The sequence below is a fragment of the Chryseobacterium bernardetii genome, from assembly GCF_003815975.1.
In the GTDB taxonomy this organism is placed as follows: domain Bacteria; phylum Bacteroidota; class Bacteroidia; order Flavobacteriales; family Weeksellaceae; genus Chryseobacterium; species Chryseobacterium bernardetii.
Genome location: NZ_CP033932.1, coordinates 5126467 through 5139341 on the forward strand (window position 1 = coordinate 5126467; position 12875 = coordinate 5139341).

The 12875-nt window shown below is 36.2% G+C and carries 18 protein-coding genes; 4 read left to right on the forward strand and 14 right to left on the reverse strand.

Translation table 11 applies throughout. The features are described 5' to 3' along the window. Window positions 1-121: 121 nt before the first annotated feature. The gene (locus EG339_RS23190) at window positions 122-448 is read right to left on the reverse strand and encodes a hypothetical protein (protein WP_123872433.1); all 327 of its coding nucleotides are present in this window, start codon (window positions 446-448) and stop codon (window positions 122-124) included. Between the two features lie 40 nt (window positions 449-488). Here EG339_RS23190 and EG339_RS23195 point away from each other — a divergent pair, with 40 nt between their 5' ends. From EG339_RS23195 to EG339_RS23205, 3 genes are all read left to right on the forward strand, one after another. Further along, window positions 489-671, forward strand: coding sequence for a DUF5522 domain-containing protein (locus EG339_RS23195; protein WP_007842321.1), 183 nt, complete (start codon window positions 489-491; stop codon window positions 669-671). 1 nt (window position 672) lies between these two features. Further along, complete coding sequence (locus tag EG339_RS23200) at window positions 673-1200, forward strand: DUF4136 domain-containing protein (RefSeq protein WP_123872434.1); 528 nt, start codon at window positions 673-675, stop codon at window positions 1198-1200. A gap of 286 nt (window positions 1201-1486) precedes the next feature. Continuing rightward, window positions 1487-3280: an endonuclease gene (locus EG339_RS23205; protein WP_123872435.1), complete on the forward strand. Its 1794-nt coding sequence runs from the start codon at window positions 1487-1489 to the stop codon at window positions 3278-3280. Window positions 3281-3461: 181 nt separating this feature from the next. On the opposite strand, the gene EG339_RS23210 is transcribed toward EG339_RS23205, so the two are convergent. The 8 genes from EG339_RS23210 to namA form a co-directional block, all read right to left on the reverse strand. Then, entirely contained in the window at window positions 3462-3857 is a 396-nt protein-coding gene (locus EG339_RS23210; RefSeq protein ID WP_123872436.1) for a hypothetical protein, read from the reverse strand. Next, window positions 3841-4401, reverse strand: a complete 561-nt coding sequence (locus tag EG339_RS23215; RefSeq protein WP_123872437.1) for a LemA family protein — start codon at window positions 4399-4401, stop codon at window positions 3841-3843. The genes EG339_RS23210 and EG339_RS23215 overlap by 17 nt, the downstream gene beginning before the upstream one ends. After that, window positions 4401-5183 (reverse strand): hypothetical protein, encoded by a 783-nt coding sequence (locus EG339_RS23220; protein ID WP_123872438.1) that lies wholly within the window; start codon window positions 5181-5183, stop codon window positions 4401-4403. Before EG339_RS23220 ends, EG339_RS23215 begins: the two co-directional genes overlap by 1 nt. A gap of 93 nt (window positions 5184-5276) precedes the next feature. Beyond that, window positions 5277-5930, reverse strand: a complete 654-nt coding sequence (locus EG339_RS23225; protein ID WP_123872439.1) for a hypothetical protein — start codon at window positions 5928-5930, stop codon at window positions 5277-5279. A gap of 3 nt (window positions 5931-5933) precedes the next feature. Next, window positions 5934-6992 carry a hypothetical protein gene (locus EG339_RS23230; RefSeq protein WP_123872440.1) on the reverse strand — a complete coding sequence of 353 codons (1059 nt, stop codon included), beginning with the start codon at window positions 6990-6992 and terminating at the stop codon, window positions 5934-5936. Between the two features lie 84 nt (window positions 6993-7076). Then, window positions 7077-7481 (reverse strand): type VI secretion system tube protein TssD, encoded by a 405-nt coding sequence (tssD, locus tag EG339_RS23235; protein WP_066700502.1) that lies wholly within the window; start codon window positions 7479-7481, stop codon window positions 7077-7079. A 193-nt stretch (window positions 7482-7674) separates the two neighbouring features. Further along, window positions 7675-7953, reverse strand: a complete 279-nt coding sequence (locus EG339_RS23240; protein ID WP_123872441.1) for a DUF2752 domain-containing protein — start codon at window positions 7951-7953, stop codon at window positions 7675-7677. A gap of 27 nt (window positions 7954-7980) precedes the next feature. Then, complete coding sequence (namA, locus tag EG339_RS23245; RefSeq protein ID WP_123872442.1) at window positions 7981-9033, reverse strand: NADPH dehydrogenase NamA; 1053 nt, start codon at window positions 9031-9033, stop codon at window positions 7981-7983. 99 nt (window positions 9034-9132) lie between these two features. On the opposite strand from namA, the gene EG339_RS23250 reads away from it, so the two are divergent. After that, window positions 9133-9615: a cytidine deaminase gene (locus EG339_RS23250; protein ID WP_068944270.1), complete on the forward strand. Its 483-nt coding sequence runs from the start codon at window positions 9133-9135 to the stop codon at window positions 9613-9615. 292 nt (window positions 9616-9907) lie between these two features. Here EG339_RS23250 and EG339_RS23255 read toward each other — a convergent pair whose 3' ends face one another. From EG339_RS23255 to EG339_RS23275, 5 genes are all read right to left on the reverse strand, one after another. Next, a complete protein-coding gene (locus tag EG339_RS23255; RefSeq protein ID WP_123872443.1) occupies window positions 9908-10216 on the reverse strand; it encodes a barstar family protein in 309 nt (102 codons plus the stop codon). Beyond that, a complete protein-coding gene (locus EG339_RS23260) occupies window positions 10213-10761 on the reverse strand; it encodes a Zn-dependent protease (protein WP_228459082.1) in 549 nt (182 codons plus the stop codon). Before EG339_RS23260 ends, EG339_RS23255 begins: the two co-directional genes overlap by 4 nt. Before the next feature lie 157 nt (window positions 10762-10918). After that, the gene (locus tag EG339_RS23265) at window positions 10919-11434 is read right to left on the reverse strand and encodes a ribonuclease domain-containing protein (protein ID WP_228459083.1); all 516 of its coding nucleotides are present in this window, start codon (window positions 11432-11434) and stop codon (window positions 10919-10921) included. 97 nt (window positions 11435-11531) lie between these two features. Continuing rightward, complete coding sequence (nadE, locus tag EG339_RS23270; protein ID WP_123872445.1) at window positions 11532-12323, reverse strand: NAD(+) synthase; 792 nt, start codon at window positions 12321-12323, stop codon at window positions 11532-11534. A 15-nt stretch (window positions 12324-12338) separates the two neighbouring features. Continuing rightward, complete coding sequence (locus EG339_RS23275) at window positions 12339-12872, reverse strand: GNAT family N-acetyltransferase (protein ID WP_123872446.1); 534 nt, start codon at window positions 12870-12872, stop codon at window positions 12339-12341. Between the last annotated feature and the right edge of the window lie 3 nt (window positions 12873-12875).

Here is a 12875-nt window from a genome sequence, read left to right on the forward strand (position 1 = left end):
GATGTTGACATCCTGATGGACATGTACACAGATAAGAGTTGTTTAACGGCTTTATCTTTTATCTTTTATCTTTTATCTTTTATCTTTTATCTTTTATCTTTTATCTTTTATCTTTTATCTTTTATAAATATTTCCTGAAATTCCAGAATTTTCTTTCTTTAAGATAGCCCAGATTACCTTCATTGGCATAGGCTTCCCTTTCGAAGGAAATTCTCATATAGGCCTTATAAGCATCTTTCAGCCTGAAAAACCAATAATAATATTCAATAACATAGAAAATATAAAAAAATATGACCAGCATCTCCACCTGTTGCCGCAAATGGATTTTTTCGTGATTGATAAGTGTATTATTTTCCTTATCTTCGGGTTTCCTAATGAAGATAAAGGGAAAAAGAGCAATGCCGTTAATTTTTAGTTTTTTTAATGGCTTTTGGCATACAATTATCATACTAACAAATATAAAAAGTTTTTTGACTTGCGTTTAACTTATGGCCCATTATGACATCAAAGAAGGTGAAGACTTTTATTATAATGAACAGGGGTACAAAGTTTTTACAGAAAAGTTCCATCTGAAAAGAGGATATTGCTGTAAAAGCGGCTGCAGACACTGTCCTTACGGGTACGATAAAAAGACTGATACATTCATTAAAAATGATAAAAAAAATAAATAAAATGAAAAAATATATTTTTATTTTGTTGGCATCTGCTACATTAGGTTTAACTTCTTGTAGCCCGTTTCAGGTACGTTCAGATTATGCTGAAACCGCCAATTTCAATTCTTACAAAACGTATAAAATAAGAATTGATGATCTAAAATTGAATGATATTGATAAAGACAGAGTTCTGAATGAGCTTTCAAGACAGCTTCAGAGCAAGGGACTTCAGTCCGGAGAAAATCCTGATCTAATTGTCAACGTAAAAGCAAATCACAAAAAAATTACTGATATACAAACTTCGTCTCCTTACGGAATGTGGGGATGGGGCGGCCCATTCGGATGGGGTGTTGGAATGAACAGAACATGGACAAGCAACTATAATGAAGGAGCCCTCATTGTTGACCTTATTGATGCAAAATCCAACAAACTGGTTTGGCAAGGTATCGGAAGCGGAATTTCTGTAGATTCTCCTAGATCTAAGCAGAGACAGATTCCTGAAATTATGGCTGAGATCATGAAAAATTATCCGCCACAAAGAAAATAAGATTAATCGATTATTATATGGGCCGGTACTTCTGTACCGGCTCTTTTTGTTACCATACCATAGATTTTATAGATATTGATTTCAATGTAAAGTATGAAATTGGTAACTCTCGTTTTAAAGCCCGGGATTACGAATTGATTATTTGGCGATGTAAATTTATTTTTTTACTATAATTAATTCATTTAAAAAACATTAGATGAAGCAAAATGCTCTACATTTAAAATTAATGATAATGTCATTTTTTATTCATAAAAATGTAGTAATCTTGTGGGGAAATTATATTAATATGAAAAAAATTATCTTATTCTCTGTATTTTCAGGATTTGCCTGTGCCCAGGCGCCTGCAGGATACTACAACTCAGCCAACGGATTGAGCGGTGCAGCACTTAAAACTGCTTTGAGCAGCATTATTACCAGCGGACATCAGGATAAAGGCTACAATGGATTATGGACCGCCTATAAGACCACAGATATTGATAAAGATTACGAAAATGACGGATCTATACTTGATATTTATTCGGAAAAACCTATAGGTACTGATCCTTATAAATACACACCGGGCACTAACCAGTGTGGAACTTATTCTACAGAAGGGAACTGCTATAACAGAGAACATATTGTACCTCAAAGTTTATTCAGCCAGGCTTCTCCCATGGTAGCAGATATTCATTTCATCAGGGCTACAGATGGTAAAGTAAACGGAATGAGAAGCAACTATCCGTTCGGAAAGGTGGGAAGTGCCACTTTTACGTCTCAAAATGGATCAAAATTGGGTAGTTCTGCTTCTTCAGGATATTCCGGAACTGTTTTTGAACCTATTGATGAGTTCAAAGGTGATGTGGCGCGTATGATCTTTTATTTTGTAACACGTTATCAAAATAAGCTCTCTTCTTTTGCTTCAGGAGATATGTTGGGAAGTTCTACATTTCCGGGTCTTCAGACCTGGGAACTGAATGTTCTTTTGGCATGGCATAATCAGGATCCGGTTTCTCAGGCTGAAATCAAGAGGAATAATGCTTCTTATGCTTATCAGGGTAACAGAAATCCTTTTATCGATAATCCAAGCTACGTAAACCTTATCTGGGGTTCTCAACAGCCAGCCGGTGATACACAGGCTCCAACAGCTGCTACCAACTTAGCAGTGTCTGCCAAAACATCCAGCAGCATTTCCCTTACATGGAATGCCTCCACAGACAATGTTGGCGTTTCTGCCTATAATGTCTATATGAACGGAAATCTGCAAACAACGGTAAATTCAACTTCTGCTACAATTTCGGGATTAAATCCATCAACTACTTACAGCTTTTATGTTGTGGCTAAGGATGCTGCAGGAAATTTATCTTCTAACAGTTCCACTGTTGCAGGAACAACCAATACAGGAACTACTAATCCTAGCCCATCTACGGATTGTGCCAATGAAAATTTTGAATCCATTCCTGCTGCAAGTTCTACCTATTCTACCAGAACATGGAGCAATGGTGGTATTTCCTGGACCGCTACAGATTCAAGAACAGACCAAACCATCAATAATAAAGCAATTACTGTAAGAAGCGGATCATTAACATCCGGAAGCTCAGCTAATGGTATTGGTTCTTTAACAGTAACCACGCAGCTGAAATTCTCAGGAAGCAACGGGGTCCTTGATGTGAAAGTAAACGGAACAACTGTAGGAACGGTTCCTTACAGTACCACAGCTACCACAACTACAATTAACAATATCAATATTTCCGGAAATGTAACGGTAAGCCTTGTAAATAATTCAGGCAGTAACAGGGTGGCTATTGATGATCTGAAATGGACATGTTACTCCGGAACTTCTGCCAGACAAGCTCAAAGTTTTACCCCAGAGGCTACGCAAAGCTTTAAAATTACCCCTAACCCGATCACCAATCAGGAAATTACGGTAAAAGGTGATGTTCAGAATGTTAAAAAAGCTGAAATCTACACCTTACAGGGGAAAGTTCTACAAAAGATTGACAGACCTTTCAGAAATGGTAATGTCATCAGAACCGGAGCTCTTAACCAAGGAGTTTATATTTTAAAACTGGATGGAACTACAATGCAGTTTTTAGTAAAATAATACAAGTATATTCAGCATAAAATGGCTGGCCTCTTTTTGAGGCCAGCCATTTTTGTTTTCGCAGATCTTGTTGATATCGCAGATATTTCTGAATGTTATTTTTCAGACGCAGAAATTTTATCTGCGATAAATTTGATGATTCAAATTATCTTAGTTAATCTGTTCCAATAAACTCCATTATTCATCCCTCTTTCCTGGTTTTGCTTTTATCTTTTTCCTCAATTATTTTAGACCAATCTGTAAACATTTTAGTAATGGCTTGCTCGTTCATAAGGCAGAAAAAGAACATTCCTATAAAAATGGTTAACCAGCAATACATCAGTTTAATCCCATTCTTATCTGTGATGAAATAGAGAACAAAGATGGTTAAAACGCCCAATAAAAAAGTAAACATCAGGGTATATAATACTACATTAATAATATACATATTGAACTTAAGCTTCCTGAAAACCCAACCTATTAAAGCTATGGGAAGCATCAGCAATATTGGAAGGAGAAGTGCTGCAAAAATCAGCATTTCAGGATGAGACATAAGGTCTTTTTCGAAGCCCAAAAAAGTATTAAAACTGAACTCCATGGTATTGTTTTTCCTGTTCTGTTACTTCCAGCAGGGTCTTGTCTTTATAGCCAAGCATTTTGGCCAATATCACATTCGGGAATTCATGGATTCCGATATTGTAAAGATTGATGCTGTCATTGAAAAACTCTCTTCTGTCAGAAATTTTGTTTTCCATTTCTGAAATTCTTTTCTGAAGCTCCAGGAAATTACTATTGGATCTCAGTTCCGGATAGTTTTCGGATACGGCAAAAAAGGAAGATAAAACTTTTGAAGTTTCATTGGCTAATTCTGTTTTCTTATCTGAATCTTTAGTTGTATTATAAACAGTTCTGAGCTCCGTAAGCCTGGTAAGAATGTCTTTTTCATGGTTCATAAAGCTTTTGGCTACACTTATCAGATTGGGAATTTCATCAGCTCTCTGTTTCAGGACAACGTCAATATTGCTGTACGCTTTATCAACATTGAATTTAAGCAACACTAATTTGTTATATAAGTTAATCAGAAAGCTTATCACTGCTACAGCCAGCAGTGCAAGTAATATGATGGCTACGGTTTGATTCATTATTGTATAAGTATATAAATGATGATTAATAAAATAACTGAACAGGTAAAAAGGAATGATCTCAACAAGGGCTGGTATTTGTTCCACACGGTAATTCCTGATGATGAGGTAATCCCAAGAACTTTATAGTGTTCATCTTTTCTGATAAAAGAAACTCCGTTTTTTGAATCGGCATAGCCTACTAAAAGCATTTGCTGACCATCTTTTAAAAGGGTTTCTTTATACCTTTTATTGTAACTGCTGCTTATATTGGTTTCTCCCAGTAAGACCAGTTCAATTCCCTCGGGCTGTATTTCAATGGTCCCTGTACTGTCTTTCATTTGAAAGGCATTGCATTGAGTTTCTCTGTAAACGGTTGTATAAGTATTCTTCCCGTCTGAATCTTTATCAATATCTTCAATGGTATAATGATAGCCAATACATTCTTCATTACTTACCGGTGAACGTAAAGGAGTTTTCATGATCAGTATTCCTTCTACTTCAACAATTCCTTTGGCCAGTGAAGCTATTCTGGAAGTAGGCAGTGAAGCCTGTAATCTTAAAAAACGCTTGGTGCCGGAAGGTTTGAAAATGGTAAAAAAGATCAGGATAAAAATCACCATAGGAATACAGTACCAGATACGGCCTGCATATTCGTCATAGTTGGCATTAATATCAGAAATATACTCATGCAGCGGCATTTTTTCCCGAAAGATCAGCCATAATATATAATAGAGAAAACAGAACAGCAATATTCCTGAAACGGTATAGCCTGCAGATGACATTTTTTTCTTATTCTCCATGTATGATTTTATATTTTCAATTCTTTTATGTCAGTTTTATCTCAAAAATACATTTTTATTTCAGAATCATTCTGTTTTCTTTATGGTCCTGCATTAATACTTCAACCCCATCAGCAATATACATCCCGCGTTAAGTATAATGATAAAAAAAGCTCCGTATAGAGAAAAATTGATCCGCTTTTTTAAAGTTTCGTTATGAATAAAACTAGTGAGTAAACATGCAAAAAAGGCTGATAATCCGGTAAAAACACATCCAAATATCAACATTATCCAATTGAGTTCAATACTGTTGACTTCTTTACTGATTTCACGGTCTGTAATTTTTATAACCTGTCCTATGGCAGGCGGATGATCATCAGTAATATCCAATGTTTTCACCACTTCTCTTCCACTCGTATTTATGTATTTTACCTTCGGAAAATATACCTGTTTATTATAATATCCGGAAGTGGGGAAATTTTTAGTAGAAATATTTTCTTTTTTATAACCGATAACTACAGCTTCATACTGCTTTTCTAACAGGGTTCTATATGCTTTTTCCCAAAAGAAGCTGTAAGACAGAACCAGTGTTAAGGAATTGAGCGAAATCACCAGCAGGCTTATAAAAAACAGCATGAATACTTTTTCCAATAATCCTGATTTACCTTTTACAACAGTTCTTTTCTTCAGAATTTTATCAAAAATTCTGTACGCGATGCATAACGACAATAAACATACAGCTAAAAAGAAATATCCTAAAAAGCTCATATTTTATTGTTCTTTATTGGATACAAGAAGCCTTGTCAGGTATTGGTTTCCAAACTCAAGACGAACATAGCTATTGTTCATTTTGAAAGTAACTACCGTCAATGCACTTGAAGTATTGGCATCAGCCTCTACCGTGGTCTGATAAAGTTGTGCATTATACCTGGCAAACTTAGTTTTGCATTCTGAAGCTGTGCTTTCATTAAATACCAATCCATAAGGCAAACCCGAAACTTTTTTGTCGCCATAATACTGAAGGGCATAATATTCTTCCCCATCGTTCATCCTGGCATAGATCAGATTAAAGACTTCCTCTATATCCCAGCTTGCATATTTCCCACTTTTACAATTCTCGCATTCCAGTTCGCTGGGCTGTATCTGTAAAAGATTTGTAAAAGTATCTGCTGCTGTTGGTAAGGTAATAAACTGTTTCTTACTGAATAATGACTGTAACTTTTTTGAAGTTGTCTGCTGAATTAGCTTCCTATTATCAAGTTCCTCCATTTGAGCTGCTGCCTGTGCTTCTGCTACGGCAATTTGTGCTTCAGAAGGTTCTGCTGAGGCATCTGCTGTAGCCCATTCAGAAGACTTTTGTTTATTATAGGTTAGTAGGAATTCTTTAATCTCGTTTTCTACTTTTCCCGTAGATTGGGTAAGTTTAAGATCTACATCTTTCCTGGACAGACGATCGGGAACAATGGATTCAATATCTATGGTGACTTTTGTACTTTTTTTGGAAATTTTCTTAAAGGTTACCATCCAGCTTGCCCGTTCAATGAACTGCTTACTTTTCGCTCCTTTATTTAGGGCAAGGTTAAGGTAAGGATTCTTATTTCCGGCGTCATATTTAAGATTAAAAAGATCAACAGTGGTTGAGAAGTTATCCTCCATAGCAGCTGCATCCACAGCAATATCCTTTGTGAAATTATTTTTAAAATCAAAAATGATATTTTCCAGAACATCGATACTTTTAGGTACAGTGAATTCTACTTTCTGGGCAAAAGACAGGCTGAAGCAAAGACTGCTTATTGCCGTAAAAAGTTTATGGCTTAAATTGAGTTTCATTTTATCCGGTTTTTATAATCAAGGTAATATGATAAAAAAGACTGTCTTATAAGGACAGTCTTTTTATCTTTAAGTGACGAAGACTTAGCTGGTTGGCCAAAGTCCTGCATATTCAGAATTACCATAAGTAATGGTTTCAGCGCTTACTACGAAGCTAATCAGCATATTATTGCTGTCTATTGCGTCAAAGTCTACTTCGTGCTGAATCACATATCCGTTTTCCCATTTCAAAGTGATTAATGTTCCTTCTTCATGAGATTTGTTGAAATTGATTTCTCCGGTTGTAGGCTTATATTTGCTGTTCAGTAAACTTTCCAATACATCAGATTTCTCCGTTGCTTCGATGGTTACTTTAATCAAAGCATTTGACGGATCTGATGCTACACGTCCTGAAACATCTGTAGCCCTTGAAACGCTGTAATTAAGTTTTAATAACTTCTGACCTTCACCTCCATTGAATTTTAAGATTCCTCTTGAATTTCCTGCCATATTCTTAAATTTAAATCATTAATGATAGCCCTGTTTAAAGGTTTTTCTGTAACAAAGATAGACTTCATGTTCTAATTTAAAAAGTTTTAAGGCCATAGTTTTAAAAATTGTAGTAATTCTACGACTTTACAGTTTACGGAATTATTTAGTCTTTAAAAATTGTTTACTCTTTTTAATCTTCTCTACTCTATAATCAAAAATGTTTATAAACATAGGAAACAACCATAATCACAAGATTAATAACGATCAAAGTCATAAGAACAGAAGAATATTTTCTTTTCTTATCTATAAAACTTAGTCCCAGAATGAAAAAAAAGAGCAATACGGTGTATACAGCAGGATACATTGTAAATGCTTCTGAAAACTTTCCTTGAAATACCAGCACAATGGCACGCTGGGCACCACACCCAAGACATTCCACACCCAGAAATTTCTTACTGGGACATGTCAGCATAAAGTCTTCTATATTCATTACCGGAGAGTTATTATATTCAGATAATTATGAAGAGATCTTCGCTCTGGTATATTGATGGGGGAAGAAGCAGTCTTCTTTCGTTTCAAAGCTTCCCTGAACGGCAATGTATGGATTTCTTAGAATTTCCCTTGCTATAAAGATCAGATCAGCTTCGTCATTCTGAAGAATTTTTTCAGCCTGCTCCAGTTCTGTAATTAAACCTACTGCTCCCGTTTTCATATGAGACTCATTTCTTACCTGAGAAGAAAAAGGAACCTGGTACCCATTGAAAACTGAAATTTTTGCTCCATGGATATTCCCGCCACTTGATACATCTACGAGGTCTACAGAGTGTTCTTTTAAAATTTTTGCCAAAGCTACACTATCCTGAATATCCCAGCCATTCTCTGCATACTCGGTTCCGGAGATCCTTACAAAAAGAGCCGTATCTTCATTCAATTCCTCATTAACGGCATCTACAATTTCAATAAGAAAACGGATTCTGTTCTCAAAGCTTCCGCCGTACTCATCTGTTCGGATATTGGATAACGGTGACAGGAACTGATGGATCAGATAACCATGTGCCCCATGAATTTCAATTACATCAAAACCAGCCTTCACCGCTCTTCCGGCAGCTTTTTTAAAATTTTGAACTTGTTTCTTTACCTCATCCGTACTCAAAGCATGTGGAATTCTTTCTGATGGATGATAAGGTATGGAACTTGGCGCAATGGTTTCCCAGCCTTCTTCAACAGGAATCTGTACATTATTCCATGTGGAGCCTTTTCTTCCGGCATGGGCCAGCTGAATTCCTATTTTACTGTCTGAATTCTGATGAACAAATTCTACAATTCTCTGTAGTTTCTCTGCCTGTTCATCATTCCATATCCCCATGCAATGGTTGGTAATTCGGCCTCTCGGTTCTACTCCTGTAGCTTCCACCACAAGCAAACCGGTTCCTCCCTGCGCTCTGCTTCCGTAATGGACGAGATGAAAATCATTGGCCATTCCGTTTTCACATGAATACATACACATGGGAGACATTACCCAACGGTTTTTTAATTCTACATTCCTGAATTGTATTGGAGTATATAACATTTTACAGTCTTAAAAAATTGAACTTTTATTGGAAGAATAAAATATTGCCCACTTCATTAAAAAGAACTAATTTTACCCCCCTTTTTTAGTCTACAATATATGAAAAAAGACATACAGATCAGTTACGAATATTTTAAAAATAGCAGCGAACTGAACGATATAGAAAAACAATTATTCGAAAGAGCCAAGGAGGCCCGCGAAAATGCCTATGCTCCCTACTCACAGTTTTTTGTAGGATGTGCGGTTTTACTGGAAAACGGAGAAATATATTCCGGAAACAATCAGGAGAATGCAGCGTTTCCCTCGGGACTTTGTGCGGAAAGAACCACTCTTTTCTGGGTGGCGGCCAACTTTCCTGATGTGAAGGTAAAAAAGATCTTCGTTGTAGGTGGTCCTAAGGAATTTCATGAGAAGAATCCACCAATTCCGCCTTGTGGAGCTTGCCGCCAGAGTTTAATAGAATACGAAACCAAGCAGAACGAAAACATCGATCTTTATTTTTCAAGCATGAATGAGGAAGTGGTAAAAGTACATGCAGTGAAGGATTTGTTACCTTTCTATTTTGATTCGACATTTTTATAAGGAGAATCTCTAGGATTTCAATTCATGACTTTACAATAAATATTCAGCTTCTGCTGTGATATTTAAAATAATACGGACTTACATTCTATGGTAAGTTCTATCTGATTAAGCCAACAGGACTTCTGTTGGTTTTTTATTGGAAATATGGGAAACCCTCTTAAATCTGCGAGAAAAATCTTCTATATAATGTACCCCCCACAGATTACATGCTGATTAAGCCTGTCTTTGGGGAGTATAAACAAAAAGGCTGTTTTATTTCTAAAACAACCTTTTCTATTTTTTTCATTACCAATTAGTCTTCTGTTTCTTCTTCATCCTCATCATCTTCATATTGCTCCAGGTAGTAGCTGAAAGTAAAACCTTCCACTTCTTCTTCAGCATCTTCCAATGTGGTTAAAAGGTCTTCGAAGATTTCAAGCTGATCTACCGTCATATTCACAAATTCAATGTGAAGCGGCATTTCAAGGTCTCCGGTAATGGTATCGAAAAGCGCATCAAGGTTATCTCCGAAATGTTCAGGAAGCTGAACCTTTTCTTTTAATTGAGCATAGAAATCCTCATAATCGCCTATGTCTGTAAAATCTATATATACTGTCTTCATATTGAACTAAATTTCCAATTTTTACTGATTAAAAAAGTTTTGCATTTTTTGCAGAAATCCGTTTCTTCATTGGTAGGATTTTTTCCTTCCGCGGATCTCATAAAACACATTTTTTCCGGACAATGTGACAACCCTTGAGTATGCCCAAGCTCGTGAATAGCAATTTTATAAAACTGTTCATCCAAATTTTCTTTATTTAGCCTAAAGCTTGAAGCTACACAGGCTTTACCAGGTCTATATCCTAAGCCCATAACTCCAAAATCTTTCACTTTTCCTTTGGTAACACTGATATCTTTTGACGTGAGCCCAATGGTAATAAAATCTTCTTTTGTTTTATTGCTTAAAAACTTAATGATTGAGTCTGCTCTGTAACGGTTTCTTTCTTTATAATAGGCATTTTCCGGAAAATCTATAGCCTCAAGAACTTTAACATTGGGATATACTTTTTTAATTCCTTCTGCTACTGCTTCCACCTTTTCAGGTTTTATATCCCTGAAGGGCTGCACCAATATGGTTATTGCAGATTTTTGTTCCGGCTCTTTCACTATTTTCTTTTCTGAGCATGAGAATATCATAAATAAACACAATGCGCATGCAAAACTTTTATTTTTCAAAATTACTACTTATCCTAAGTTAAATGCAAATTATACTTTTTTACTTTTGATATCATACTTCAGATCTTATCATTGTAAGGAATGGCAGTTACTGTTTTTCAAAACTCTTGTAATGGTTTTTAGTAAGGTAAACATCTCCATCTTGGGTATAAATAATCCGGTCTGCATTTCTTCCACCGCAATGGTAGTTAACATCAGCCTCAAAATATTTGTCTCCATCTGGTAATCTTCCTTCCCTGTTTCCGAATTTATCTCCTCCAATGGCCTTTCCTGGAAGTACATCGCAAAGATTTCCTTTTGAAGGATTCCATCCCTGGCTTCTTGCTTCTCTTTTGGTAATATAGTAATCGGGAAGCTTATGGTTTTTCTTTACGTAGCTGATAACCGTTTTTTCTTCAGTCAGTTTTTCAATGGAAACCTGTCCTGATGAAGCTCCGGCATTATACTGATCTTCTGTGGAAGCACTGCCATAATTTACCGTTTCTGTTTTAGCTGAAGTTAGATGATCTTTGCTCTTAATGAAATTATTATAGATATACATCACAGACATTCCGAAAAGAAGGCCAAGACATATAAAAAACACAGCTCTTGTTTTACTGTTCATAGTAACGATTATTTAATGTAGCCATATATCAGTCCAGCAATATAATAATGATGAATATAACCTGCTATACTGCTAAATGAACACATTATTATACTTATTATTCTCTCCAGTCTTCAGGAATGTCGCAAACAGGGATAGGATTTATCTTATGTTTTGCTGCTTTATGCATTCTGTCAAAGATCTGGAATACTTCCTTATCTCTTCCTTCATAGTCATCAACTGTTTTAGTTCCGTATTCTTTCTGGATTTTTTCCAGTTCCGGATAGGTTGCACCAATCTGCTGTTCATCGGTACGGTCTACATCCCAAAGCCCGTCTGTAGGAATTGCTTCCTGGATGCTTTTGATAAGATTTAGTCCTTTGGCAAGCTCATATACTTCAGTTTTATAGAGGTCTGCAATAGGTGAAACATCTACCCCACCATCTCCATATTTTGTATAGAACCCGATTCCAAAATCTTCTACTTTATTTCCGGTTCCACAAACCAAAAGCCCGTTCAGCTGCCCATAATAATAAAGTGTAAGCATTCTAAGACGTGCTCTAGTGTTGGCAAAGGTTAAATTCTCATTAGGATATACCTCACCCTTTACATGAAAGGTTCTATAGATCTCTTCAAATGCCGGCGTCAGATCTACAGATATTATTTCTACATTTGGAAATCTGGATTTAAGATCATTCATATGGTCCTTCGCACGGTCTATCTGGTCAGCTTTCTGGCGAATCGGCATCCCGATCAATAATGTTTTCATGCCTGTCATGGCTGCCAAAGTAGAAACCACTCCGGAATCTACTCCTCCGGAAACTCCAATTACATATCCGTTTACTCCTGCATTTACTGCATAATCCTTTAACCACTTTACGATATGATCTATCACTTTTTGTGTCTGCATCGTTTATATTTTTTTTTAGTCTATTCCAAATTCTCTGGGATATTTCACCATCCCTTTTCTATTTTTTAATCCGTCTTTTACCAGCTCAACTGCCATGCCATTTGCTTCCGGAATCTCAAACGGAAATGAGATCCCAAAATTACTTGTTTTTTTGTAACCAAACTTCGGATAATAATTTTCATGTCCAATCAGTATCACCGATTGGTATCCTAACTTGCGGGCAATACGATGCCCTTCCTGAATTAACTGACCTCCAACTCCCTGGTTTTGAAACTCAGGTTTTACTGAAACAGGAGCCAGTGCCAATGATTCGAATGTTTCTGAACCATTCTCAACAATTAATTTTGTAAACAGAATATGTCCGGCAAGAATGCCATTTCCGTTTTCAGCAACCAAAGATAGCTCCGGAATAAATGCCTCAGATTTCCTTAACTTTTCAACAAGAAAATGCTCTTTATGATCACTATGTTCAATATCTCTGAAGGCTTCTTCCGTAAGTTTAAAGACTTCCTTATAATCTTTTTCCTCTTCCTGTCTTATTGTTATCATTGT

What these genes read in the sequence shown, in the direction of transcription:
- EG339_RS23240 (WP_123872441.1), bottom strand. Translation starts at nt 7,953, where the DNA reads ATGAATATAGAAGACTTTATGCTGACATGTCCCAGTAAGAAATTTCTG.
- EG339_RS23230 (WP_123872440.1), bottom strand. Translation starts at nt 6,992, where the DNA reads ATGAAACTCAATTTAAGCCATAAACTTTTTACGGCAATAAGCAGTCTT.
- EG339_RS23210 (WP_123872436.1), bottom strand. Translation starts at nt 3,857, where the DNA reads ATGGAGTTCAGTTTTAATACTTTTTTGGGCTTCGAAAAAGACCTTATG.
- EG339_RS23200 (WP_123872434.1), top strand. Translation starts at nt 673, where the DNA reads ATGAAAAAATATATTTTTATTTTGTTGGCATCTGCTACATTAGGTTTA.
- EG339_RS23225 (WP_123872439.1), bottom strand. Translation starts at nt 5,930, where the DNA reads ATGAGCTTTTTAGGATATTTCTTTTTAGCTGTATGTTTATTGTCGTTA.
- EG339_RS23265 (WP_228459083.1), bottom strand. Translation starts at nt 11,434, where the DNA reads ATGAACAGTAAAACAAGAGCTGTGTTTTTTATATGTCTTGGCCTTCTT.
- EG339_RS23205 (WP_123872435.1), top strand. Translation starts at nt 1,487, where the DNA reads ATGAAAAAAATTATCTTATTCTCTGTATTTTCAGGATTTGCCTGTGCC.
- EG339_RS23220 (WP_123872438.1), bottom strand. Translation starts at nt 5,183, where the DNA reads ATGGAGAATAAGAAAAAAATGTCATCTGCAGGCTATACCGTTTCAGGA.
- EG339_RS23255 (WP_123872443.1), bottom strand. Translation starts at nt 10,216, where the DNA reads ATGAAGACAGTATATATAGATTTTACAGACATAGGCGATTATGAGGAT.
- nadE (WP_123872445.1), bottom strand. Translation starts at nt 12,323, where the DNA reads ATGCAGACACAAAAAGTGATAGATCATATCGTAAAGTGGTTAAAGGAT.
- EG339_RS23275 (WP_123872446.1), bottom strand. Translation starts at nt 12,872, where the DNA reads ATGATAACAATAAGACAGGAAGAGGAAAAAGATTATAAGGAAGTCTTT.
- EG339_RS23190 (WP_123872433.1), bottom strand. Translation starts at nt 448, where the DNA reads ATGATAATTGTATGCCAAAAGCCATTAAAAAAACTAAAAATTAACGGC.
- namA (WP_123872442.1), bottom strand. Translation starts at nt 9,033, where the DNA reads ATGTTATATACTCCAATACAATTCAGGAATGTAGAATTAAAAAACCGT.
- EG339_RS23195 (WP_007842321.1), top strand. Translation starts at nt 489, where the DNA reads ATGGCCCATTATGACATCAAAGAAGGTGAAGACTTTTATTATAATGAA.
- EG339_RS23215 (WP_123872437.1), bottom strand. Translation starts at nt 4,401, where the DNA reads ATGAATCAAACCGTAGCCATCATATTACTTGCACTGCTGGCTGTAGCA.
- tssD (WP_066700502.1), bottom strand. Translation starts at nt 7,481, where the DNA reads ATGGCAGGAAATTCAAGAGGAATCTTAAAATTCAATGGAGGTGAAGGT.
- EG339_RS23250 (WP_068944270.1), top strand. Translation starts at nt 9,133, where the DNA reads ATGAAAAAAGACATACAGATCAGTTACGAATATTTTAAAAATAGCAGC.